Consider the following 25287-nt stretch of genomic DNA (forward strand, 5'->3'; position numbering starts at 1 on the left):
ATAGCCTTGCAACAATGCACTGTCTCGGTCGTGCTGGAGGCTCCCCCCATCGGAGAGTCCGCCGATAATCGAGCGTTTCTCAGTGCCGGGCGCGGGGCGGTTCCATTCCCAGCCGCGCCATCGTCGCCAGCGCGTCGTCGACGGCGTGGAAATCGGCGGTGTTGTCGAAGACGCACCAGACCGGCCGCAGCGCCGCCTCCGCCGACAGCCTCTCGGCCAGCGCATCCAGCACCGCCGGCTCGTAGGCCGAGCGGTAGATCACCGGCGACCCGTGCAGCCGCCAGTATCGCAGCCCGTCCCAACCGCCCGGCTCGCCGGCTCCCGGCACCGGCGCGGGATCGGCGGCGACGCGGGCAACGCGGTGGGCGACCAGCAGCGACTCGGCCGCGTCGGTGAACCAGGAGGCGTGGCGCGGCTCGCACACCACGTCGCCGTCGAAACGGGCGCGCAGAAGCGCGAAGAAATCCTCCGCCACCCCACGATCGAAGCGCAGGCTGGGCGGCAGCTGCACCAGCAGCGGACCGAAGCGGTCATCCAGCATCCCCGCCTCCGCCAGGAACCGGTCCAGCGCCGCCTCCGTGCCGACCAGCCGGGCCTCGTGGCTGATCGCCTTGGGCAGCTTCACCGCGAAGCGGAAGCCGAACGGGGTGGAGGCCGCCCAGCGCGCCCAGGTCTCCGGCTTGTGCGGGCGGTAGAAGCTGCTGTTCACCTCCGTCATCGGCATGACGCGGGCCGTGCGTTCCAGATGAGTCCCCTCGACCGGGAAGGCCGGGGCCGAGAGCTTGGGGATGCTCCAGCCGGCGGTGCCGATGCGGATCGGGTGGGCCGCCGTCATCACTCGGCGGGAAGCCCCTGCGCCGGGGCGGTTCCGTCATCCGCCTGCCGGCCATCTTCCTGCCGGCCCCGGCGGGCGCGCAGCGACTCGGCCTCGACAAAGATGCGGCGGATGATCGGGTATTGGCTGCGGATGCGGCTTTCCAGCGTGCAAACGGCGTCCTCCACCTCGCGGGCGTTCAGGCTGTCCTGGAACTCCACCGACAGGTTCAGCAGAACGTCGTCGGGACCCATATGCATGGTCAGCACATCGAGCGGGCGCTTCACCCGCGCCTCCTCGCCGACGATTCGGCGGATGCCCTCGACGATGCGGCGGTCGGCCGACTCGCCGATCAGCAGCCCTTTCGACTCGTAGGCAAGCAGCGCCGCGACGATGGCCAGCACGACGCCGATGGCGATGGAGGCATAGGCGTCGTAGATGGGATTGCCGGTCACTTCGCCCAGATAGAGGCCGATGCCGGCCAGCAGCAGGCCGACCAGCGCCGCCGTATCCTCCAATAGCACGACGAAGACCGACGGATTCTTCGAGCGGTGGAGCGCCGACAGGATGCCGACGCCGCTCTGGGTGCGTCGGAATTCGCGCAGCGCGACGAACCAGGAAAAGCCTTCGAACAGCACGGCGAAGCCCAACACGGCGAAATTCACCCAGGGGCTTTCCACCGGCTCCGGGTTAGACAGGGCGTGCCAGCCGTCATAGACGGACAGGCCGGCGCCGATGCCGAACAGCAGCACGGCGACCACGAAGGACCAGAAATACACCTCGCGCCCATGGCCGAAGGGATGCTGCGGCGTCGGCGGGCGGCGGGCGCGGCGGATGCCGTAGAGCAGCAGCAGCTGGTTGCCGCTGTCGACGACGGAATGGATCGCCTCGCTGAACATGGCGGCGCTGCCGGTCATCGCGCTGGCGACGAACTTGGTCAGCGCAATCATCAGATTGCCGCCGAGCGCGGCGAGCACGACCTTGGTGGAGCCTTCGGCCAAAGCGGGAACCCTTCGCTGGAGCGGATGCCGGACTGCCCATGAGCAACGTCCGCCGGCCGTCCCGGTTCCCCCACGACTCCCTTTAGGCCCTCATCAGGGACCGCGCAGGGTCCGCCAGGCGCAGACCGCGGCGTAATAGACGGAGGTCGCCAGCCACAGGCCGAACAGCCAGCCCGGCCGCGCCGGCTCCAGCACCACCAGCGCGATGCAACAGAGCAGCCAGACCGTGGTGACGCCAATGTTCAGCGGCATCAGCGCCTTGACGCGGAAGGGGTGCAGGAACTTGACCGTGGTGAAGGTCAGCAGCCCCAGCGCCACCACCACCGCCGCGTTGAACCAGGGGCTGAGGTCGAGCAGCCATAGATAGAGGGCGACGACGTTCCAGATCGCCGGGAAGCCGACGAAATAATTGTCGCCGCTCTTCATCCCGACATTGGCGAAGCAATAGAGCGCGGTCAGCAGCACCCAGGCGGCCAGCGCGATGCTGATCAGCCCCTCCGGCAGAAGGCCGAAGCGGTGCATGAACACCGCCGGCACGACGACATAGGTCAGGTAGTCGATCACGAGGTCCAGCGCCGACCCGTCGATGCCCGGCAGCACCTGCTTGACCGAGACGCGGCGGGCCAGCGTGCCGTCGACGCCGTCGACGACCAGCGCGATGCCCAGCCACATCAGGCACAGCTTGGCGTCGCCCGCCGCCGCCGCCAGCAGACCGAGCAGCCCCAGCACGGCGCCGCTGGCCGTGAAGATGTGAACGCCCCAAGCCGACAGGCGTTGGGTGATTCCGTAGGCGGCGCTCATGCTGATGTTTTCCGTGGGTGGCAAGGACAAGGTGATGACCTGAACGGGGCGGGGATGGGAGGATGGGCGGTGGAGCGGGCGGATTTTCTGACACAGATGAACTTAGATAAACACAGAATTGTGGGGGTACGGAACCCCCGGCTCCGCCCACGCTGACGTGCGCCCCGGTCCTTGCCGCCCTCCCCGCCCTGCCGCTCAGGCCGCCCGTGCGCCACCCTGGCGGAAGGCGGCGCGGCCGGCCAGCGCGTCGGGCATCGGGCCGCCGGTCGCCCAATCCAGCAACTCCACCGTGTGGACCACCGGCAGTCCTGTGCCCGACGCGATCTGGGTGATGCAGCCGAGATTGCCGGCCGCCACCGCCTGGGCCTGCGTGCTTTCGATGGCGGCGACCTTCCGGTCGCGCAACTCCCCCGCCAGTTCCGGCTGCAGCATGTTGTAGGTGCCGGCCGACCCGCAGCAGAGATGCGCGTCCGGAATCTCCTTCACCAGGAAGCCGGCGGCGCGCAGCAGGGCGCGCGGCGGCTCCTTGATGCGCTGGCCATGCTGCATCGAACAGGCGGAGTGGTAGGCGACCGTCTGCCCCGTCTCCACCACCGGCCGGGCCAAGCCGATCTCGTCCATCAGTTCGGTGACGTCCTTGGCCAGCGACGCCACCCGCGCCGCCTTGGCGGCATAGGCGGAGTCCTCGCGGAACATGTGGCCGTAATCCTTGACGCTGGTGCCGCAGCCGGACGCGTTGATGACGATGGCGTCCAGTCCCTCGCCCTCGATCTCCTTCGTCCAGGCGTCGATGGTCTTCTTCGCGGCGGCGTGGGCGAGGTCCTCCTTGCCCATATGGTGCGTCAAGGCGCCGCAGCAGTCGGCACCCTTGGACACCACCACCTCCACCCCGTGGCGGGTCAGCAGGCGGATCGTCGCCTCATTGATCTGCGGCGCCAGCACCTGCTGGGCGCAGCCGATCAGCAGGGCCACGCGCTTCTTGCGCGCCCCCTCGGCCGGATGGGTGCCGGGCCGGTCGCTGTAGCTCGGCGCCGGTACGCTGGACGGGGTCAGCGACAGCATGGCCGACAGCCGTTTCGGCAGCATGACGCGGAACGGCCGGCCGAGCGAGGCGCCCAGCAGGGCCATCCGGAACAGCCGCGGATTCGGCAGCACCCGCGCCAGCAGGTCGCGCACCGCCCGGTCGGCCGGCGGGCGGGTATAGGTCGCCTCGATATGGGCGCGGGCATGATCGACCAGATGCATGTAATGGACGCCCGACGGGCAGGTCGTCATGCAGGACAGGCAGGACAGGCAGCGGTCGATGTGCTTGACCGTGGTGTCGGGCGGCGGGCCGCCCTTCTCCAGCATGTCCTTGATCTGGTAGATGCGGCCGCGCGGGCTGTCCAGCTCGTCACCCAGGATGGTGTAGGTCGGACAGGTCGCGGTGCAGAATCCGCAATGCACGCATTTGCGCAGGATCTGGTCCGATTCGCGGATCGCGGCATCGGCCAGTTGGGCCAGCGAGAAGTTCGTTTGCATCGAGATCGGTCTTCCCGTTACAGCCCCGCATACATGCGGCCGGGGTTGAGGATGCCCTTGGGGTCGAAGCTCTCCTTGACCCGGCGGCTCAGCGCCATCAGCGGCTCGGGCAAGGGCTGGAACACGTCCGTCGCCGCGCGCGCCGCCTCCGGCGCCCGCACCAGCGTGGCGTGGCCGCCGGCGGAGAGAGCCCTGCGGATCGCCGCGCCCGACTCGGGCGGCGCCGCCAGCCAGACCAGCCCACCGCCCCAGTCATAGAAGACCTCGACGTCGAGCGTCCGACGGATGGCCTCGACGGTGGCGGGGCCGGCCGAGGGGGGAACGGAGAGTTTCCAGAGGTGGGAGATGTCGCTGCGCTTGCCCCCTCCCCGACCCTCCCCCGCTGGCGCGGTGGAGGGAGATTGGGGCGTCATCGGCAAGGCCCCCTCTCCCGCCGAAGGCGGGGGAGGGTTGGGGAGGGGGCCATCGGCGACCACTTCCCCCAACCCCACCCCATCCCTCACCTCGCGCCAGAGCGCCAGCGACTCGTCACGCCCCAGCACCCCATCGGCCCGCAGTTCCTCGCGCAGCATGGTAACGCGCGCGGCGACGGACGGGCCGAAGCCCTCCAGACGCACCAGCGTCACCGCCCCGCCCGCTCCCGCCACCTCGGACACACCCGACCGCGCGGCGGTCGCCGCCGGCAGATGGGCGGCGCCCGACACCTCGTAGGGGCTGCGCAGTGCGCGGTCGAGCATCGCCACCGCCGCCGCATCGTCCAATCCGAACAGCAGCAGAGTCGCGGTGTCCTCCGGCGCCGGCAGCACCTTGACCGTGATCTCGGTCAACGCGGTCAGCGTGCCGAAGGAGCCCGCCATCAGCTTCGGGACGTCATAGCCGGTGACGTTCTTCACCACCTTGCCGCCGCCCTTGTAGGCCTCGGCCCGGCCGCTGACGCCGGCGATGCCCAGCGTGTGGTCGCGGGCGGACCCGGCCGAGATGCGGCGCGGCCCGGCCAGCCCGCTGGCGACCAGACCGCCCAAGGTTCCTCCTTCCGGCGGCTCGAAGGCCAGATGCTGCCCACGGTCGGACAGCATGGCGCGGATGGTGTCCATCGGCGTGCCGGCCAGCGCGGTCAGCACCAGTTCCTCCGGCTCATAGGCGATGACACCGGACAGGCCGGACAGGTCGAGCGCGTGGCCGGCCTGCACCGGACGGCCCAGCCCACGGCGGCTGCCGCTGCCGAGAATCTCCAGCGGTTCGCCGGCCGACAGAGCCCAGCGCACCGCGTCGGTCACCTGCGCGGCGGTCTCCGGCTTCAATGTGGTGATGGTCATGACGGACAGCGGCCCCTCAGAAGCGCGGGATGTCGGGGAAGCGCAGTTCCCCCTGGTGGACATGCAGCCGGCCAAGCTCGGCGCAGCGGTGCAGCGTCGGGAAGACCTTGCCGGGGTTCAGCAGACCGTCGGGATCGAAGGCGCATTTCAGCCGCTGTTGCTGCTGGAGGTCGGCCTCGTCGAACTGGTCGGTCATCAGGTCGCGCTTCTCGACGCCGACCCCATGCTCGCCGGTCAGCACGCCGCCGACCTCGACGCACAGGCGCAGGATGTCGTTGCCGAACTCCTCCGCCGCCTCCAGCTCGCCCGGCTTGTTGGCGTCATAGAGGATCAGCGGGTGCAGGTTGCCGTCGCCGGCATGGAAGACGTTGGCGACCCGCAGGCCGCAGCGGTCCGACATCTCCTGCATCCGCTGCAGCACCAGCGGCAGCGCCTTGCGCGGGATGGTGCCGTCCATGCAGTAATAATCGGGGCTGATCCGCCCCACCGCCGGGAAGGCGGCCTTGCGCCCGGCCCAGAAGGCCAGCCGCTCCTCCTCGCTGGTCGACACACGGGCATAGCAGGCGCCCTTGTCGCGGGCGATGGCCTCCACCCGGTCGATCAAATGGTCGACCTCCGCCGCCGGGCCGTCCAGCTCGACGATCAGCAGCGCCTCGACGTCCAGCGGGTAGCCGGCATGGACGAAGGCCTCCGCCGCGTGGATGGCGGGGCGGTCCATCATTTCCATGCCGCCGGGGATGATGCCGGCGGCGATGATCGCCGCCACGCAGTCGCCACCTTGCTCGCTGGTCGGGAAGCCCAGCAGCACGGCGCGGGCGGTCGCCGGCTTCTTCAATATGCGCACCGTGACCTCCGTCACCACGCCCAGCAGCCCCTCCGACCCGGTGATGATCCCCATCAGGTCGTAGCCGCCGGCATCCAGATGCTTGCCGCCCAGCCGGATGACGGTGCCGTCCATCAGCACCATCTCCAGCCCCAGCACATTGTTGGTGGTCAGCCCGTATTTCAGGCAATGCACGCCGCCGGAATTCTCGGCAATGTTGCCGCCGATGGTGCAGGCGATCTGGCTGGATGGATCGGGGGCGTAATAGAAGCCCTCATGCGCCACGGCGTTGGAGATGCCGAGATTGGTCACTCCCGGCTGCACGGTGACGCAGCGATTGGCGTAATCGATGTCGAGGATGCGCTTGAACTTGCCCATCCCCAGCAGCACGCCGTCGGCCAGCGGCAGCGCGCCGCCGGACAGCGAGGTGCCGGCGCCGCGCGGCACCACCTTCACCCCCATCGCCTTGCAGGCCTTCAGGACCTGCGACACCTGTTCCACCGTGCTGGGTAGAACGGCGACCATCGGCAGCTGGCGGAAGGCGGTCAGGCCGTCGCACTCATAGGCGCGCAGCTCGTTCTCGTCGACGATGACGCCTTCGCCCGGAACGATGGCGCGCAGCGCCTCCACGATCTCCCGGCGGCGGGCGATCACCCCGCTGTCCGGCACCGGCATCTTCATGGCGGGCGGTCCTTATCCCGTTGCGGCGAACTCGTCCGCCACACGTACCATCCGCCGCGATCCTAATACAAGACGATGCCGCAGCCGGGATGCCCTGGGCCGATCCCGATACCGAAGCCCCAAAACGCAAGAGCCGCACCCGAAGGCGCGGCTCTTGCGTAAACACCCGATGACGGAGAGGCTGGGCGCGATGCCCTGCCTCGCAGTCGATCGACCCTTGCGGATCGATCAGCCCTGGCGGGCCTTGAAACGGGGGTTCTGCTTGTTGATGACGTAGACGCGGCCCTTGCGGCGGATCACGCGGCAGGCCTTATGGCGCGTCTTCATCGACTTCAGGGAGTTGACGATTTTCATGATGCTGTTCCTGAACGCTCGGCGGCTCGATTGAAGGCGCGCACCATAGTGCGGTGCCCACCAACTGTCAACGCCCGGGAATGGCCTGGAATGCCGTCCTTTTCCATCGGCCTGCCGCCGCCCGTTCCGCCTGCCGCGGTCCATCCGGCGCGACAGCCGCGAGTACCGATGAATGCATCGCACATCTCAGGCCGATAAAGATTTCATCGCCCTCCCGAATAAAGGGAAAAAACCCGGCGACAAGACGCCAAAGCATATCGGACGCCTGCAACTCTGCGTTAAGGCCCATCGGCGGCCTGGAGGCGGAAGACGACTGTCCGCCGACGATTCTCGACTTCCCGCCGCCGGGAGAGGAAAAGCAAAATCTTCGGACTTCCACGGCATATCTGCAGTACACATTTGGATTTTCCCATCCCGGCTATCAATCATACCCGATTTTCTGCGGTGTATTGACGCGATGACGCGAAGCCATATGCTTCAGCATTGAAGGATTGTTCTTGCTGAATTAGGAACAATCCCAGATATTCCGCGGCAGCCGGACCGTCGCCATGCGCGATTACAGCGAACCCGCCGGAATGGCTGCCGTTTTGTACCGAATCGGCCCGGATGCCGCCCCTTGCCGCACGGCAAGCTACCTCCGGCCCGCCCGCACGGTGCATTGTCGAAGGGGGGACCATGACGTTCTGGAAAGCTCTGACCCTGGCATCCGTGGCCGGCGCTCTGTTCCTGTCGGCGACGCATGCCCGGGCGGCCTATCCGGAGAAGCCGATCACGATGATCGTCGCATTCGGCACGGGCGGCGGCACCGATCTGCTGGTCCGTACGCTGGTACCCTTTCTTGAACGGCATCTGGGCAACGGCGCCCGGATCGAGGTGGTGAACAAGCCCGGCGCCGGCGGCGAGATCGGCTTCGCCGCCATCGCCGACGCTGCTCCCGACGGCTACACCATCGGCGCCATCAACTCGCCCAACGTCAACGCCATCCCGATCGAACGCCAGGCCCGCTATTCGCTGGACCGGCTCGACCCGCTCTACAATCTGGTGGACGATCCCGGCGCCTTTGCGGTCCATCAGGACAGCCCGTTCCGCTCGCTGGCCGACGTCGCCGCCTTCGCCAAAGCCAACCCCGACAGCGTGACGGTCGGCACCACCGGCATCGGGTCCGACGACCATCTGGCGATGCTGATGTTCCAGCGCCAGGCCGGCGTGACCTTCACCCATGTGCCCTTCCAGGGCGCCGCCGCCAACGAAGCGGCTTTGGCCAACAAGAAGATCATGCTGAGCGGCGTGAATGTCGGCGAGGCGATGCAGTACAAGAAGAAGGACCGCATCCGCATCCTGGGCGTGATGACCGAGCAGCGGCAGCCGCAGGCGCCGGACATCCCCACCTTCACGGAGCAGGGCTTTCCCACACTGATGTCGTCGCTGCGCGGCATCGCCGCCCCGCGGGGGCTGCCGCCCGAGGTGCGGGCAAGGCTGATCGACGCCCTGGCCGGCACCGCCGACGATCCGGCGTTCCAGGCCAGAATGAAGGAGTTGTATCAGCCTCTCCGCCTGCTGCCTCCCGACCAGTACGCCGCCGAACTGACCAGATCGACCAAGAACCTGCGCGACCTGTGGGCCACCGCCCCCTGGCTGAGGTAGGCGCCGGACAGTTCCACCGCCCGCCCCTGTCCTTGTAGGGCCTTGCTTGAAGTCGCCGGGCAAAAGGCGGAAAGTCGCGGCCACCGCATCCCGCCCACGGTTCCGGAATTTCCCCTTGCGGCTTCTGCTGATCGAAGACAACCGCCGGCTGGCGTCCCTGACCGCCGAGGGGCTGCGCAAGGCCGGATTCGCCGTCGACCTCGTCCACAGCGCGGAGGATGCGTCGGCCGCCCTGGCGGTCGCCGGTTTCGACGCCGTCCTGCTCGACCTCGGCCTGCCCGACGCCGACGGGCTGACCCTGCTGTCGGCGCTGCGGGCGCGGGCCGACACCACCCCGGTGCTGATCCTGACCGCCCGCGATGGGGTGGACGAGCGGGTCAGGGGCCTGAACCTGGGGGCCGACGACTATCTGCTGAAGCCCTTCGCGCTGGAGGAACTGGTGGCCCGCATCCGCGCCCTGCTGCGCCGGCCGGGGGCGGCGCTGGGCATGGTGCTGCAGCAGGGCAACGTCGCCTTCGATTCGGCCGCCCGGCTGGCGACCGTCGCCGGCCGGCCGCTGGACCTCAGCCGGCGCGAGCTTGACGCGCTGGAGCTTCTGCTGCGCCGCGCCGGCCGGGTGGTGTCGAAGGCGGCGCTGGAAAACGGCCTTTACGGCTTCGGCGACGAGGTCGGATCGAACGCGGTCGAGGTGCTGATCCACCGGCTGCGCAAGCGGCTGCAGACCGCCGGTGCGACGGCCGGCGTCCAGACCCTGCGCGGCATCGGCTATATCCTGACCGAAACCCCGGCGGAGGCCGGCGGGGAGAGCGGCGAATGAGCGCCGGCACGACTGAAAGCCGCCCGCCGTCCCTGCTGGCGGCCATCGCCCGCTGGCTGGTGCTGGTCACGCTGCTGGCGGTCGCCACCACGGCGCTGCTGCTCTATGTCGAGTTCAAGGGCACGCACGACCGCATGCGCCAGCGGACCCTGTCCGGCGTCGTCCGTGTGATCGACAAGGCGATCCGCGGGCCCGACGACAGGCTGAACACCGACCTGCCCGAGTCGGTCCGCGCCATGCTGCGGGTGAATGCCGCCTCCTTCGCCGTGGTCGACGGGGATGGCCGGCTGCTGCTCGGCTCCGACGGGGTGGACGGCCCGCTCGACCCCAGCGCGACGGACCGGCCGCGCAGCGTCTTCCGCGTGCCGGCGCAGGACGGTGAACCGCCGCTCTACGGCCTCAGCCACCGCATCACCGTCGGCGGCCAGCCCTATTGGATCCAGGTCGCCTCCGGCGAGGAGGAACTGCACATCGAATGGCTGCTGGAGGAGTTCATCGAGCATTTCGGCTGGATCTGGCTGCCCTTCGCCCTGGTGCTGATCCTGGTCAACCTCGTCATCATCCATCGCGGCCTGCGCCCCCTGCGCCGCGCGTCGGCCCGCGCCGCCGCCATCGGGCCGGACAGCGTGTCGGAACGGCTGCCGGAACAGGGCATGCCGCGCGAGGTCCTGCCCCTGGTCCGCGCGGTCAACCAGGCGCTGGACCGGCTGGAGGCCGGCTACGAGGCGCAACGCGGCTTCATCGCCGACGCCGCGCACGAGCTGCGCACGCCGCTGGCGGTGCTGGACGCCCATCTGGCGCTGATCGGCACCCCCGGCGCCCCGATCCGCGAGGATGTCGCCGGCATGGCCCGGCTGGTGGACCAGCTGCTCGATCTGGCCCGGCTGGACGCCCTGCGCATCGCCCCCGACGCAACGGTCGATCTGGCCCGGCTTGCGGTGGAGGTCTCGGCCCACCTCGCCCCACTGGCGCTTGGGCAGGGGCGCCTGATCGAGGTGGTCGGCGACGACCGGCCGCTGCCGGTGCGCGGCGCCCATGACCCGCTGTTCCGCGCCCTGCGCAATCTGGTGGAAAACGCCGTCTGCCATGCCCCCGCCGGCAGCACGGTCAGCGTCGAGCTGGCGGTTTCGGCCGCCGGCGAGCCGGTGCTGCGGGTGATCGACCGCGGCCCCGGCATTCCGCCGGACCTGCGCGCCCATGTGTTCGAACGCTTCTGGCAGGGCGGCCGGGACCGCGCCGACGGCTCCAAAGGTGCCGGGTTGGGCCTGTCCATCGTCGCCCGCACGATGGCGGCGCATGGCGGCAGCGTCTCGGTCGAAGACACCCCCGGCGGCGGCGCCAGCTTCACCCTGCACTTTCCGCCTATGCAGCGGCGAACCGACGCAGGACGCCCGATCCCAGCTGTCTCCGGCGCCCCGTAAGCCACATGTAAGCTTGGCAGGATAGACCGGTGGGGACTGTCCCTCCCCAGCCGCGCCGGCATGACCGGCCCCGGCCCCTCACCGCTCTTGCTCCACCGCTCTTGCCAGGATAACCGCCAATGCTGTCCGCCACGTCCTCCGCCACCCTGCCGTCGATGCCGTCGCCGCTGCAGAGCCGTCCCGCTTCCACGCCGGCCCCCACCGGGATCGACAGCGACGGCGACCGGGACAACGACACGACCGAGAGCGCCGCCGCCAAGGCCGCCGAGTCGCGCGGGTCCGCTCCCAGCCTGCCCGCCGACCCCAACCGCGGCCGCACCCTGAACATCACCGCCTGAATGGAGGCGCGATCAACGCCGCCCTTCCACAGGAGTCCGTCCGATGCCCAACACCTACAGCGCAACCCAGAAAACCCTGCACTGGCTGATCGCCCTTCTGATCGTTGGCGTCTATCTGCTGACCTTCGGCGAGGACTTCTATGAACGCGGGGATCCGATGCGCGCCACGATCTGGTGGCTGCACATTTCCTTCGGCCTGTTGTTGTTGGGGCTGGTGCTGGCCCGGATCGGGCTGCGCTTCACCCGCGGCACGCCCGCCCTGCCGCCGGAGATGACGCCGGTCGAACGCGGCGCCTCCCAGGCCGTCCATCTCGGGCTCTACCTCCTGATGCTGGGCATTCCGCTGGTCGGGGTGGTGCTGACCTGGCTGCGCGGCGACACGCTGTCCTTCTTCGGCCTGTTCACCATCCCCTCCCCCGTCGAGGCCGACCGCACGCTGGGCCGCTCGGTGAAGGATATCCACGAGCTTGGCGCCAACCTGATCCTGGCGCTCGCCGCGGTTCATGCGGCGGCGGCCCTGTGGCACCACTTCGTCCGCCGCGACAACGTCCTGACCCGCATGTTGCCCGGCCGGGGTAGCGAACAGCACGGCCTCGCCGACTGAACCAGGGGCGCCCCACGGCTTTCCCCATCCGCGCGAGCGCGACCCCTGTGCGCTCGCGCGTTCAGACGCTATAGTCGTCTCCATACAGATGCATGGCGATGACCGATGGCAGGACACAGGACGGCAGGACAGGCTTCGGGGGGACGCGGCCGGAAGGCGCGCGGAACGGCGGGCAAGGACGGCGGCGCGCAGATGGACGATGCCGGCCTGACCGCCGGCCTCCTGCCTCTCCCGGACCTGCCGTCGTCCCGGATCGATCCCTCCACCGTTGCCACCGGCTCCGTGCCCGCCGACCCGGACGGCGGGACGGAGGACGGGGCGGAGGACGGCGATCCCCATTACCTCGACCACCGCAACCGGCTGCGCCGCCGCTTCCTCGACCGCGGCGCCGACGCGCTGGAGGATTACGAGCTGCTGGAGATGGTGCTGTTCGCCGCCAGCCCGCGGCGCGACGTGAAGCCGCTGGCAAAGCTGCTGATCCGCACCTTCGGCGACCTGTGGGGGGTGGTCAACGCCCCGCCCGAGCGGCTGCGCGGCCTGAAGGCGGAGGGCGTGACGCTCGGCACCGACAACGCCGTCGCCACCGTGCGCATCGTCGGGGCGGCGGCCCTGCGCGCCCTGCAGCAGCGGGTGATCGACCGGCCGGTTCTCGCCTCCTGGCAGGCGCTGATCGATTATTGCGCCGCCGCCATGGCGCATGAGCCGACGGAGCAGTTCCGCCTGCTGTTCCTCGACCGCAAGAACAAGCTGATCGCCGACGAGGTGCAGCAGCGCGGCACCATCGATCACACCCCAGTCTACCCGCGCGAGGTGGTGAAGCGGGCGCTGGAGTTGTCGGCCGCCGCCGTGATCCTCGTCCACAACCACCCCTCCGGCGACCCCACCCCCAGCCGCGCCGATGTCGAGATGACCAAGGAGATCGTCCGCGCCGGCAATGCCGTCGGTCTCGTCGTCCACGACCATCTGGTGATCGGCAAGGGCGGCCGCCACACCAGCTTCAAGGCGCAACGCCTGCTGTGAAAGCCCGGCTCTCCCGCTTCCCCCTTCTCCCGCTTCTCATGCAGCCGCGCCATGCGCCGCCACTTTGCATTTGCGAATCGGTCGCCATTTTGTTGACCTGACGGTGCCCCGCCGAAGGAATCGACCGACCGCATGTCCTCCTCGCCCTTATCCATGAAGCGCCGCAGCCTGTTGATCGGGTGCGGAGCGCTGGTTCTGATGTCCGACCGCGCTCTGGCCGCCCCCGCCGCGCCGCGCCGTCTCAGCCTGAAGAACCAGAACACCGGCGAATCCTTCGACGGGCCCTATCGCGACGCCTCCGGCCCGCTGCCCGACGCGATGGCCGATCTCGCCAAGTTCCTGCGCGACCACCGCGCCAACAAGGAAGGGCCGGTCGACGTCGGCACGCTCGACTTCCTGGCCGACATCCTGGAGGCGGTGGGCCAGTCCAAGGCGACCATCCTGTCGGCCTTTCGCACGCCGGAAACCAACGCCATGCTCGCCGCCCGCAGCCTGGGTGTGGCGGAACACAGCCAGCATCTGCTGGGCCGCGCCCTGGATGTCACCTTGCCGTCGCGCCTGCCCGACGCGCACCGCAGCGCGCTGGACCTCAAGCGCGGCGGCGTCGGCTGGTATCCACGCTCGCATTTCCTGCACATCGACACCGGCCCGCTGCGCAGTTGGGAAATGTTCGGCCAGAATCTGGACGGGCTGTTCGCCCCCGGCGCCCGCAGCCCCCGCCTGCGCAGCGTGTCCCAGCGCATGCAGCTCCACCGCGCGCTTGCCCGCCGCCAGATGCTCGGGCGGCGGTGAGCGGGGACCTGCATTGACCTGATGGGGGTGGATCTTTCCGGCATCCCCAGGTAGGACTGCCGCCATGACCGACCGCATCGCCCTCACTGCCCCGATGTATTATCCGCCGCTCGCATAGCGCGGCGTCGATCGGTCATACCCGAAACCATGCCGTCGCAAGTCCGGCGGCCATGGTTCTCTCACGCGACAGAGACAGTCTCCGGACGGCCCGGCCAACCGTAGAGACGTCACGATGCCGACCAACTCCAATGCCGCCGACTTCCTGCGCATCCTGCGCGAGCGCGGCTTTCTCCACCAATGCAGCGACCCGGCCGACGATTTGTCGGGCCTCGCCGCCGCGGCACCGGGCGGGGTGCTGGCCGCCTATGTCGGCTTCGACGCCACGGCGGCCAGCCTGCATGTCGGGCATCTGCTGTCGATCATGGCGCTGCGTTGGCTTCAGCGCACCGGCAACCGCCCGATCGTCCTGATCGGCGGCGGCACCACCAGGATCGGCGATCCCAGCTTCCGCGATACCACGCGGCCGATGCTGGACGACGCCCAGATCGCCGAGAATGCCGCCGGTCTGCGCAGTGTCTTCGGCCAGTACCTGACCTTCGGGGACAACCCCACTGATGCCGTCATGGTCGACAATGCCGATTGGCTGGACGGGCTCGACTACGTGCCCTTCCTGCGCGACATCGGCCGCCATTTCACCATCAACCGCATGCTGAGCTTCGAGTCGGTGCGCCAGCGGATGGAGCGCGAACAGCCGCTGACCTTCCTGGAGTTCAACTACATGATCCTCCAGGCCTATGATTTCCTGGAGCTGTCGCGGCGCCACGGCTGCCTGCTGCAGATGGGCGGATCGGACCAGTGGGGCAACATCGTCAACGGCATCGAGCTGGCCCGCCGGGTCGAGCGGCGCGAGCTGTTCGGCCTGACCACGCCTCTGCTGACCACCGCGTCGGGCACCAAGATGGGCAAGACCGCCGGAGGTGCGGTGTGGCTGAACGCCGACGCGCTGAGGCCCTTCGACTTCTGGCAGTTCTGGCGCAACACCGAGGATGCCGACGTCGGCCGCTTCCTGCGTCTGTTCACCGAATTGCCGCTGGACGAGATCGCCCGGCTGGAGCGGCTGGAAGGCGCCGAGATCAACGAGGCGAAGATCATCCTAGCGACGGAGGCCACCCGCCTGTGCCATGGCGCGGCCGAGGCAGACCGGGCAGCCTCGGCCGCCGGCAGCCCCTTCGCCGCCGATGGCGACGGCCTGCCGGAGGTCACTCTGCGGCTTGCGGAGGGGACCGACGGCGTGCCGCTGGTCGATGCGCTGGTGGCGGCTGGCCTGTCGGCCTCCAAGGGAGCGGCGCGCCGTCTGATCCGCGAAGGCGGCGCCCGTCTGGACGGCCGGCCGGTGACGGACGAGGCGGCGACGCTCACCGCACCGGCCGTCCTGTCGGCCGGCCGCAAGCGCCATATCCGCCTGATCGTCACCGCCTGATGGGAAACGGTGGCGTCAGCCCTCCAGCTGGCGCCACATCTCCATGTCTCGCTCGGCGGTCCAGATGCGGGGATCGACGTGGCCGGTCGCCTCGTCATAAGCGCGGGTGACGTTGAAGGGCATGCAGTGGTCGAAGATCACCCACTGGCTGAACTTCGGCTTCAGCACGGCATAGGTGTCCTTGTAGATGGTCCGCAGGTCCTTGCCCTGAGCCACGCCCTGCTTCACCAGTTCGAACAACTCGCTGGTGAAGGCGCGGGTGCCGCGCAGCCCTTCCTGCACCTGCTCCGCCGTGGTCAGGGCGGCGCCGCGGCCGGGCACCAGCTTTTCCGGCTTCAGCGCGGCGATGGCGTCGAGCGTCGCCGGCCAGTTGGTGAAATAGGCGTCGCCGCAATAGGGGGTGGCGCCATATTCGACGAGGTCGCCGGAGAACAGGATCTTCTGCTGCGGCAGCCACACCACCGTGTCACCCTTGCTGTGGCCACGGCCGAGTTGCAGCAACTGCACCTCCAGTGATCCAAGCCACATCGTCATGTGGCCGCGGAAGGTGATGGTCGGCCAAGTCAGGCCGGGCACCGATTCGACGGCGCGGAACAGGCGGGGGAAGCGGCCGATCTCGCTCGCCATGTCGGCCTCGCCGCGCTCGACGATCAGGTCGCGGGTGTCCTCGCTGGCGATGATCTGTTCCGGCGCATAGCCCGACGCGCCGAGAACGCGCACCGCATGGTAATGCGACAGAACCACATGGCGGATCGGCTTGTCGGTGACCTCGCGGATGCGGCGGATAACGTCCTGAGCCATCACCGGAGTCGCCTGGGTGTCGATCACCATCACCGCATCGTCACCGATGACGATACCGGTGTTGGGATCGCCCTCCGCCGTGTAGGCATAGGCGTTGTCCGACAGCTTGTCGAAGCTGACGGTCTTCTCGTCCAGGTCGGCGTGCGAGGCGAAGTTCTTGGACATCCGGTTTCTCCACAGGCGCGGCCGACGCCCCCAACCCTCAAGGTGGCGCGACCATCATTGATCGGTTGGGCCAACCATATCGTTGCATCTGAAACCATGCAATGCGTTTGCGGGGCTGGAATGGCACCTGTACCGCTGGAGACCATGAACAGCAAAAAGCCCGCGCTCCTTGCGGAGGCGGGCATTTTGTTGATTTGGTTGCGGGGGCGCGAAGCCACCGAGAGTTGACTCTGCCGCCAGTGGCGGTGTGACCCCTACGATATCGATGCAATAAAGTTCGCAGAAATGCTGAAGACTAATGCGGTTGATAAGCAAGCAGGAGACTGAATGGGGCGTGAGCTTACACGACCTGCATGCAAGTGGAACCGATACGCCGATTCCGCTTCTGGAATCGCGGAGAACACCGGGCAGCTATGCTTGACTATGTATGCGCTTTGCTGCTTCCGCGGGACGGCCATGAATACGGCCAGGTAACCTCCGGAGACAGCACGGTGGTATCCGCCGCCTCTCAATTCCTATCCATGCGAAACAGCGGCACCACCCCGACGACAGCGCGGTCGGAGCCGCCCTCAAGCACGTCCGACACATGCGAGCTTCGTCACCGGGCATCTACGGCAGGGCAACCGCCTCCAGAATGTCGAACAACGTCCGGCTGTCGGTTTTGATCCACAAGCTGGTGCGCTCTCCACCTTGAAGGAGGCGTCTGTTGCGGTGAAGAGGCGAGGTCTGTTGACGTCCATCAAGGACAATGGGAGGGCGATCCCCCTTGATACGCAGCTACAGGTACGGCCTATTCATCGGAGAGTTTCAAGTTGCGCGATGCTCGTTATAGAGGTTAAGCACGCGCATATCTAACAGGATGGTGGTCCAACGTGTCGGACACGGCTGTCAAGGATGAGTCCCTAAGTCTTGATGAGGCCTTGAACAGCCTTACCGGAAAGCACGATACGTTCAACGCGCGGGTGCGCAAGGTGTCCCGCCTCTCCGTCGATGGCTTCCCGCGGGTGCAGGCCAGCTTCTACTATCTCGCCTTCCAGGATGGCCTCCCGACGATCGACCAGTTCGTTCTATACCTGAAGCATCGCATGGTGACGTTCTGTATCCCGCGGCGGGAGCGCATGCACGTGCGTGCGCAGATCCTCGCCGATTCCGATGAAGCCGAGCGCTTGGTGTTGGAGCAGTTCGAGAAGGCGCGCGATCTGTTCATCAGGGCCAAGGAGCAGCAGAAGAAGGCCGGCGAGCCCGGCGAGTTGATCCTGTTCGTGCTCCTGGAGTGGGCCCTACGGGCGCCCCAGCTAATCTCCAAGATGTACCTCAAGACGTCCGCGGAGATGCCGGTGCATGGCACGGATGGTATCCATGTCGGGCTCCACGACGACGGCGAGACGCTGCTGCTGTACTGGGGCGAGTCCAAGCTCTATGGCGACCTGCCGGACGCGCTGGACGCCGTCTTCAAGTCGGTGCGGGACTTCCAGGAGGATGCTGGCAAGCAGAAGCGGGAGATCGACATCGTCCGCGATCACATGGATCTCGGCGACGATCAACAGGCGCTGCGCGACGCCCTGCTCGAGTACCTCGATCCCTATTCGAACAAGGCCAACAAGCGGAGGCATGTGTTCGCCTGCTTCGTTGGATTCGACTACAGCCGGTACGAACAGCTGCGGAAGCTCCATCCGGACCAGGTGGAGGAGGAATTCCGGAAGCTCTTCGATCAGCGCGCAGTCGAAGCCATCGAGCTGCTGCGGCGGAGACTCGTCGCCGATGGGATGGAGGTGGTGAACTTCGAGTTCTTCCTGATCCCCTTCCCGTCCGTGAAGGCGTTCCGCACCGCGTTCTTCAAGCACACGGGGATCGGCAATGCTGAATGAGCTGGCTGGCCGGATCTGGGCGAACCCCAGGTTCCAGCAGGAGCTCCTGACCCTGGTCGCGGCCCGCGTCCGGCGCTCCACCCTGGGTGACGCCACCCCGGATGGCGCGGAGGCGCTCGACGAGGGTACGCTCGCCCGCCTCCTGCAGTCCGCCGCCGTGCTCGCGCAGTCCGCGGCGCCGCCCCACAAGGAGGCCGCCTATCGGATCGCGACGGCGATGTACACGCTGTACGCCGAGGCGTACGATCGCCTTCCCCAGCTGCTGTACGTGGTTCTGTCGCGGCTGGGGAACTTCCCGGCAATCGAATTCAGCCGTGGATCGGTGCACGCCCCCGAAGGGCTGCCGCTCCCGGTGGCGATCGAGGCCGGCCACCGGTTGATCGGCAACACCGTGACGGTGCGGCACACGCCCCTCGGCTCATCCGAGATCGTGCTCACGGACTTCCAGCGGAATGTCTGGAGCGCGCTCGACGAGGGCGCATCGCTCGGCGCCTCGGCGCCGACGTCGGCCGGCAAGAGCTTCCTGCTCCAGGCCTTCATCCGACGGCTGTGGGCTGCTCCGCCACGGCCGCGGGTGGTCTACATCGTCCCGACCCGCGCGTTGATCAACCAGGTGTCCGGAGAGCTCGTCGCCGCGCTGCGCAGCGACGGCACCGACGAGGTCGGCGTCGTCACCGTGCCGCTGGCAGCCGACCAGCCGGTCCCGGCCGATGCCCTATTCGTGATGACGCAGGAGCGGCTGCAGCTGATCCTCACGAACCATCCTGATGCCGCCTTCGATCTGGTGATCGTTGATGAGGCGCAGGCCATCGGCGACGGCGGGCGCGGCGTGATCCTCACCGCCGTCCTGGAGGAGCTCACGCGGCGGAACGCGGCGGTCCAGATGTTCTTCGCCAGCCCCAACGTCTCCAACCCGCAGATCTTCGGCCGCCTGTTCGGCCTGAAGAACTACCGCCACCACAAGAGCCGCGACATCGCGGTGGCGCAGAACCTGATCCACCTGGACACGGCCGGCGCGGACCCCCGCCGCGTCCGGGTCTCGCTCAGCATGGGTGGAGCGAAGCAGCCGCTCGGCGAGCTGACCACCGACGACGACCTGACCGGGGTCAAGCAGGCGACGGTCCATCTCGCCAACCTCTTCGGCCAAAGCGGCCAGAGCCTCGTCTACGCCAAGGGACCGGCGGACTGCCAGAGCTTGGCGACCGGTCTCATGCAGCTTGAGACCGCGCGGGCCGAGGCCGCGGGCTCGCCGGAACCTAGCGCGGAGCGCCGGCAGCTGTCGGCCTTCGTCAAGGAGAGCGTGCATCCCAAGTACGCCCTGGCCGAGACCGTCCTGAGCGGAGTCGGCTTCCATTACGGCGCCATGCCGCCCCTGCTGCGGCGGTCGATCGAGGACGCATTCCGCGGCGGCGAGCTGAAGTTCCTGGTCAGCACCAGTACGCTACTGCACGGGCTCAATCTCCCCGCCCGCAGCTTGTTCCTCAACCGGCCGCGCCGCGGCAACGAGACCCCTCTCGGACCCGTAGACTTCTGGAACCTGGCGGGCCGCGCCGGAAGGCTGGGCAAGGAGTTCGAAGGTGACGTCTACCTCATCGACTACGACCAGTGGCCCAGCCAGCCCCTGGCCGGAGAGCGCGAGGTGGCGATCCGCCCGACGCTGGAAGAGCACGTGCACGAGAGGGCGGACGAGCTGATCACCTACATCGGAGATCCCGATAGGAAGCCGGACCGCTCGGGCACCGACGAGTTCGAGAACACCTTCACGAAGCTCTACGGCGATCATCGCGCCGGACACCTCGGCGAGACGCTGGACCGCCTGGAGGTGCCGCCCCAGTCCGAGGTGCGCGTCGACCTCTCCAAGGCGCTGCGGGAGGCGGAGCGGCTCGTCCGACTGGAGGACGACGTGGTCCGGGCAAGTCCCACGGTTTCAGTGTACCGGCAGCAGCGGCTGTACGACTACATGCTGGCGAAAATCGCCAAGAAGGGCCCCGAGTACCTAATGCCTGTACACCCGCTCAGCCCGGGTGCGTACGAGAGCTTGGTGGCCATCTTTAAGCGATGCCACACCCACATTTTCCAATGGCCCACTGGCGACAAGCGCCATCTCCGGGCCGCAGTCTTCGCCCACCCCTGGATGCGCGGCGATCCCCTGCCGCAGATCATCGACGCCCACTTCGACTATGAATTGAAGCGGAACGAGGGGTACACCATCGCCAAGGCGATCCTCACCACGCTCAAGACGATCGAGGAGGAGGTCCGCTTCACCTACGTCCGACTGACCGGCTGCTACAACACACTGCTCAAGCGGGCGCTGATCGCAAAGAGCTATACCGAACTCGCGGAACGAATTGTGCCGATCCCGATGTTCATGGAGGTCGGCGCGTGCTCTCAGACGATGATGTCGTTCATCGGCATGGGACTCTCGCGTATCTCCGCGCGCACGCTCGCCAGAGAGGCAGCCCGCCAGAACATGGGGCCCGTCGAGGCCAAGGCTTGGGTGCAGACACAGGATCTGGATGTTTTGGGCATGTCGCCGATCATTATCAAAGAGATCAAGCGCGCCCTTCAAGCGGCCTGAAGTGATGCATCACTGGTGGCGCTCTCTGAAATTGCTCGCCTTGGTCACGCTGCTGAAGGGCGACTTCGGCCGCTCGGAAGCGAAGGTCAATTTTACCTAATTCCTGTCGAAGATGTCTGCCACCAACCTGCTGCCAGCGATTCTCTTCTTCCCGCTAGGGCCGCGCGACTATCCTGTCGTGAGCAGCCAAGCTGCTGGGAAACCGCTTTCAGAACTTCAAGAGCGCCCGTTAGCAGATTCCGCCACAGTTCAGACCAAGTTACAGCCTTGAAATTTGGGTTTTCGGCTAATTCCTTCTAAAGTGGTAGACACGGAAATGTTGTTCTATAATAGTAGAGGACGCTCAGGAGTCGGCACTATGAGTAAGGATGAGATCAATGGCGACGCTGATCGACGTCGAGAAGACGCTTTCGGCGTCGACGGGACGGCGTGGCCACTCCGGGCCTGACGTTATAAGATCCGCGCTACGGCAGGCGTTAGAAGGGCGTCCTGAGGGCTTTACTCTTCACCGCATCCTACGCTTCCTGCGCGCTGCTCGTCTCGACGTCACGGCGGCGGCGGTCGCCGAGGAACTCGTTGGATTGCAGCGGGACGGTCTCGCCCGCATCGCTCCCGATCGACGTTGGACGTGGCGCGGCGCCATTGCCGGAGAACTGGGCCCGAAGCGCGCCGGTGACGCTCCGCATGACACAGCCTGGTCCGATGACCAGCGCCTGATCGCCGTCCGCGGCGCTGTCGCGTTCTCCAGCGGGCGGCGCCCAGTCGCGCCGGAACCCCACGCCTCGGACTCCATCGAGCATGGCCTGAGCATCCTGCGCCGGCTCTTGCCGTTCTACCGCGAGTGCCTGGTCCGCAACGAATCGCGTGATACCAACGGGAACACCGAGAGCTACGGCAAGCAGTTCCTGTTCTGCCGCCCCCAGGGGCGGTGGTGGCCCGAGCTCGGCAGCGAAGGACGTCTGCGGATCGAGCGGGTCCACCTGCCCGAAGAGTTCCTCGCGGGGCTGGCGCGGCGCAAGGCGGAACCGCTGGTGCTTGCCTATCCCGTGCATTACGTCCGGCCGCGCGGCGACGACGCGCCGTCTTTCGTGCTTCCGGTGACCGCGATGGCCTGCGGCTGGTCGCTCACGGCGGACGCGCTCGAGATCGTCATCCCCGACGAGCCCCCGCGCTTCGCCTCCGATTGGCTGAAGGACCAGCGCTTCCGAGGCCGCGACACCAGCGATCTCGCCCGCTGGGCGGCGTCCGAGGAGACGGAGGACGGCACGGACGCGCCCTTCCAGGACTGGAGGTCGGTGGCGGAGCGCGCGCAGATCTTCGCCGCCCCGGACGTGCGGGCGCCCATCGGGCCGGCGCATCTCGCCGATGCCCTCGATCTCTCCGACCGCGCTGGCATGTACAACCTGCTGGGCATCTTCCTGCCCTCGGAGCTGCGCTTCGCCCGCGGCGCGGCGCGCGAGATCGGCGAGATCGCCGCATGGTCCGAGCACGACCTGTCCTCCACCGCGCTGGCCGCCGTGTTCCCGGAGGCATCGGAAGAGCGCCAAGCCGACGACGACGCTCCGCGGACGCCGCCGGCGGCGGAACCGATCGAGCTCGGCCAGGACCAGCTCGCGGCTTTGCGGGACGCCCTGCGCGGCCCGTTGACCGTCGTCACCGGGCCGCCTGGAACCGGCAAGTCCCAGGTGGTCGCAGCGATCATGGCCTGCGCCGCGCTCGAGGGGCGCAGCGTCCTCCTGGCAAGCCGGAACCACAAGGCCCTGGACGCGGTGGAGGAGCGCATCCGCGCCCTCGTCGACGACAAACCCCTCCTGGCCCGCGCCAACAGCGACGACGACACGGCCGGCTTCAGCTTCGAGCGCGCCATCGAATCCATCATGGCGCGGCCCGCCGCCTCGGGACGCCGGGAACGCCTCGCCGACGCGGTCGATCAGCTCCGCCGCCTCGACGACCTTCGCGTCGCGGCGTGCCGCCGGCTCGACGACGAGGCCGCGGTCGCCGACGCTCTCGGGCGGATCGTCGAGGAGATCGAGACCCTCGAGGCCGAGCTCGGCGCCGAGGCGGCGGGATGGATGCTTAACGCCCCGGAGCTCCCGGACCTTTCCCGCACGCCGTGGTGGGCGGGCCTCCTGCCGAGGCGCCTCGTGCGCCACCTTCTCATGCGCGCCGTCGCCCGCTTGAGCCCCCCGGAGACGGCGTCCCTCGACGAGGAGCATCTCGAGACCTGGCGCGACGCCTTCGGGAAGGGCGCCCGGCTGCGGGCCGCGCTGGCCGAACGCGATCGCATCGAAGCGGAGCTGCGCGCGTTCGATGCGACGGAACGGCCGGACTTGGCCGAGTACGGCGCCAACATCCGGAGCCGTTCGTCGGCGGCGCTGCGGACACTGGTGGACGCCATGGTGGAGTGCGATCCGTCCGACCGCGCCGAACTGACGGATCTGCGCGGCGAGGTCGGTCTCAACCAACGCGGCGGCGCCGCCGGCGCCGAGCAGTACCGCGATCTCTGGATGCGCGCCAGGGAGCTCATCTTCCGGCACTTCCCGCTCTGGGCCGTGTCCAACCTCGGCGTCTCTAGCAAGATCCCGCTTATCCCCGGGCTCTTCGACATCCTCATCATCGATGAGGCGTCGCAGTGCGACATCGCCTCGGCCATCCCGCTGCTCGCACGGGCCCGGTCGGTGGTGGTCGTCGGCGACCCCGCCCAGCTCAAGCACATCACCAAGGTCGACCATGCCTGGGAGGTCGATGCGCTGCGCGCCGCCGGCCTGTACGCTCCGGGGATCGGCCGCTACAGCTTCGTCGCCAACAGCCTGTTCCATCTGGTTGCCGCGGCGGGCGGACGGCAGCATCTGCTGCGCGACCACTACCGCTGCCACTCGGACATCGCCGACTACATCAGCGACACGTTCTACGGCCAGAGGCTGCGCGCGCTGACCGCGCCGACGGCGATCCGCCCGCCGCCCGGAACGCCGCCGGGTTTCCATTGGACGTCCGTCGTCGGACCGATCAACGCCGCGGCGAGCGGCTGCTGGTCGCGAGCCGAGGCCGACGCCGTTTGCGCGCACCTGCGCACCCTGCTGCTCGAGCAGGGCTACCGCGGCTCCGTCGGCGTCGTCACCCCGTTCGTCGCGCAGGCGGAGCGCCTGCGCGACCGTATCGAGGCCGAGATCCCGGCCGACATCCGCGAAGCCGCCCATCTCACCGTCGCCACCGCGCACAAGTTCCAGGGCGATGCGCGCGACCTTATGGTGTTCAGCCTCTGCCTCGGCCCGGACATGCCGCGCGGCTCCCAGGGCTTCGTCGCCACCACGCCGAACCTGGTGAACGTCGCCGTCAGCCGGGCTCGCGCCGTCTGCCACGTCTTCGGCAACCTCGACTTCGCGGCGACATGCGGCATCGGGCATGTCCAAGCTCTTGTCGCTCGGCGCAACCGGCGCGCGGCCGACCGCATCGGCACCTTCGATTCGCCCTGGGAGAAGCGCTTCCACGACGCGCTGCTCGAACGCGGCATCGCGACGGTGCCGCAGTTCCCGGTCGCCGGTCGCCGCCTCGATCTGGGGATCATCGATGGCGGCCGTATGATCGACGTCGAAGTTGACGGCGATCGCTGGCATCGGGACATCGACGGCAACCGCAAGCAGTCCGACTACTTCCGCGACCTGCAGCTCCGGTCGCTGGGTTGGAAGGTGCTCCGTTTCTGGGTCTATGAACTTCGCGAGGACATGGAGGGATGCGTTGAACGGGTCGCACGAGAACTCTGACGGCGTACGGGAGCCGGTCCGCGGCGAAGCCGACCGGGCCCTTGCCGGGCACTCCCGCCTCTTCAAGGCGGTGTGCGGCCTCGGCCTGCTCGGCACGCTCGGCCTCGCCGGCGCCGGCGCCGCCATCGTGACCGACGGCGCCGCCCGCCGGGCCTGGGTCGAACAGCGCGCCCAGCTCACCGCCCTCAACGAGGATCTCGTCCGCAATCGCTCCTCGCTCGAGCGGGACGTCGCGCGTCTGCGCCAGGAGAAGGCCGAGGCGGATGCCGCAGCCGCGAGGGCCGGCGCCGAGGCCAGACAGCTCGAGGGGCAGCTTGCCGAGGCCGCACAGCGCCTGAAGACCGCGCGGGAGCAGGAGACGACTGCCCGCGCCGCGGCAACCGCTTCGGAGGCCGAGTCCAAGCAGCTCGTCCAGCAGATCGAGACGGCCCGCCGGCAGGCGCAGAGCCTCGAGCGCGATCTCGACGGACTGCGGCGGAGCACCGTCGCCGCGGAGAAGGACGCACGCGACGCCGAGGCTCGGCGGAAGGCCGCCCAGGAGGCGGAGCAGCAGGCGACGGCCAAGCAGAAGGAGGCCGCCGCCATCCTGCAGGATCTGCAGCGCAAACGAGCCGATCTCGAGGAGGCTGTCGAACGGGGCTCGAAGGAGCATGCCGACGTCATCGCCAAGCTCACCGCCGCGCGCAC

20 protein-coding genes are annotated in these 25287 nt (G+C 68.2%); 12 read left to right on the top strand and 8 right to left on the bottom strand.

Going from position 1 to position 25287, the window contains the following annotated elements:
* Positions 1–79 precede the first annotated feature (79 nt).
* The 7 genes from TSO5_RS02865 to ykgO form a co-directional block, all read right to left on the bottom strand.
* Positions 80–835: a DUF72 domain-containing protein gene (locus TSO5_RS02865; RefSeq protein ID WP_109150151.1), complete on the bottom strand. Its 756-nt coding sequence runs from the start codon at positions 833–835 to the stop codon at positions 80–82.
* Positions 835–1815 (bottom strand): cation diffusion facilitator family transporter, encoded by a 981-nt coding sequence (locus TSO5_RS02870; protein ID WP_109150152.1) that lies wholly within the window; start codon positions 1813–1815, stop codon positions 835–837. Before TSO5_RS02870 ends, TSO5_RS02865 begins: the two co-directional genes overlap by 1 nt.
* A 93-nt stretch (positions 1816–1908) precedes the next feature.
* Entirely contained in the window at positions 1909–2616 is a 708-nt protein-coding gene (pcsA, locus tag TSO5_RS02875; RefSeq protein ID WP_109075280.1) for a phosphatidylcholine synthase, read from the bottom strand.
* 195 nt (positions 2617–2811) lie between these two features.
* Positions 2812–4137: a glycolate oxidase subunit GlcF gene (gene glcF / locus TSO5_RS02880; protein WP_109150153.1), complete on the bottom strand. Its 1326-nt coding sequence runs from the start codon at positions 4135–4137 to the stop codon at positions 2812–2814.
* Between the two features lie 17 nt (positions 4138–4154).
* Positions 4155–5453, bottom strand: coding sequence for an FAD-binding protein (locus tag TSO5_RS02885; RefSeq protein ID WP_109150154.1), 1299 nt, complete (start codon positions 5451–5453; stop codon positions 4155–4157).
* A gap of 16 nt (positions 5454–5469) precedes the next feature.
* Complete coding sequence (locus TSO5_RS02890) at positions 5470–6957, bottom strand: FAD-linked oxidase C-terminal domain-containing protein (RefSeq protein ID WP_109150155.1); 1488 nt, start codon at positions 6955–6957, stop codon at positions 5470–5472.
* A 228-nt stretch (positions 6958–7185) separates the two neighbouring features.
* Complete coding sequence (gene ykgO / locus TSO5_RS02895) at positions 7186–7311, bottom strand: type B 50S ribosomal protein L36 (RefSeq protein ID WP_012973122.1); 126 nt, start codon at positions 7309–7311, stop codon at positions 7186–7188.
* Between the two features lie 675 nt (positions 7312–7986).
* Here ykgO and TSO5_RS02900 point away from each other — a divergent pair.
* The 8 genes from TSO5_RS02900 to tyrS all read left to right on the top strand — a co-directional run bounded on the left by TSO5_RS02900 (position 7987) and on the right by tyrS (position 15427).
* Positions 7987–8955 (top strand): tripartite tricarboxylate transporter substrate binding protein, encoded by a 969-nt coding sequence (locus TSO5_RS02900; RefSeq protein ID WP_109150156.1) that lies wholly within the window; start codon positions 7987–7989, stop codon positions 8953–8955.
* Positions 8956–9070: 115 nt separating this feature from the next.
* On the top strand, positions 9071–9772 hold the full coding sequence (locus TSO5_RS02905; protein ID WP_109150157.1) for a response regulator transcription factor: 702 nt from the start codon (positions 9071–9073) through the stop codon (positions 9770–9772).
* On the top strand, positions 9769–11193 hold the full coding sequence (locus TSO5_RS02910; RefSeq protein ID WP_109150158.1) for an ATP-binding protein: 1425 nt from the start codon (positions 9769–9771) through the stop codon (positions 11191–11193). The genes TSO5_RS02905 and TSO5_RS02910 overlap by 4 nt, the downstream gene beginning before the upstream one ends.
* 119 nt (positions 11194–11312) lie before the next feature.
* The gene (locus TSO5_RS02915; protein WP_109150159.1) at positions 11313–11531 is read left to right on the top strand and encodes a hypothetical protein; all 219 of its coding nucleotides are present in this window, start codon (positions 11313–11315) and stop codon (positions 11529–11531) included.
* Positions 11532–11574: 43 nt separating this feature from the next.
* The gene (locus TSO5_RS02920) at positions 11575–12135 is read left to right on the top strand and encodes a cytochrome b (RefSeq protein ID WP_109150160.1); all 561 of its coding nucleotides are present in this window, start codon (positions 11575–11577) and stop codon (positions 12133–12135) included.
* A gap of 192 nt (positions 12136–12327) precedes the next feature.
* Positions 12328–13155, top strand: coding sequence for a DNA repair protein RadC (radC, locus tag TSO5_RS02925; protein WP_247870561.1), 828 nt, complete (start codon positions 12328–12330; stop codon positions 13153–13155).
* A gap of 198 nt (positions 13156–13353) precedes the next feature.
* The gene (locus TSO5_RS02930; protein WP_247870562.1) at positions 13354–13947 is read left to right on the top strand and encodes a DUF882 domain-containing protein; all 594 of its coding nucleotides are present in this window, start codon (positions 13354–13356) and stop codon (positions 13945–13947) included.
* 232 nt (positions 13948–14179) lie between these two features.
* Positions 14180–15427, top strand: a complete 1248-nt coding sequence (gene tyrS, locus TSO5_RS02935) for a tyrosine--tRNA ligase (protein WP_109150162.1) — start codon at positions 14180–14182, stop codon at positions 15425–15427.
* A 15-nt stretch (positions 15428–15442) separates the two neighbouring features.
* On the opposite strand, the gene TSO5_RS02940 is transcribed toward tyrS, so the two are convergent.
* Positions 15443–16393: an MBL fold metallo-hydrolase gene (locus TSO5_RS02940; RefSeq protein WP_109150163.1), complete on the bottom strand. Its 951-nt coding sequence runs from the start codon at positions 16391–16393 to the stop codon at positions 15443–15445.
* Between the two features lie 920 nt (positions 16394–17313).
* On the opposite strand from TSO5_RS02940, the gene TSO5_RS02945 reads away from it, so the two are divergent.
* The 4 genes from TSO5_RS02945 to TSO5_RS02960 all read left to right on the top strand — a co-directional run.
* A complete protein-coding gene (locus tag TSO5_RS02945) occupies positions 17314–18261 on the top strand; it encodes a DUF1837 domain-containing protein (RefSeq protein WP_146203661.1) in 948 nt (315 codons plus the stop codon).
* Positions 18251–20839, top strand: coding sequence for a DEAD/DEAH box helicase (locus TSO5_RS02950; protein WP_109150164.1), 2589 nt, complete (start codon positions 18251–18253; stop codon positions 20837–20839). The genes TSO5_RS02945 and TSO5_RS02950 overlap by 11 nt, the downstream gene beginning before the upstream one ends.
* 377 nt (positions 20840–21216) lie before the next feature.
* On the top strand, positions 21217–24600 hold the full coding sequence (locus tag TSO5_RS02955) for an AAA domain-containing protein (RefSeq protein ID WP_146203663.1): 3384 nt from the start codon (positions 21217–21219) through the stop codon (positions 24598–24600).
* The coding region (locus TSO5_RS02960; protein WP_199230790.1) for a hypothetical protein at positions 24575–25287 on the top strand (713 nt) is incomplete at its 3' end. The genes TSO5_RS02955 and TSO5_RS02960, both read left to right, overlap by 26 nt.

The sequence above is a fragment of the Azospirillum sp. TSO5 genome (genome assembly GCF_003116065.1).
Lineage (GTDB): Bacteria > Pseudomonadota > Alphaproteobacteria > Azospirillales > Azospirillaceae > Azospirillum.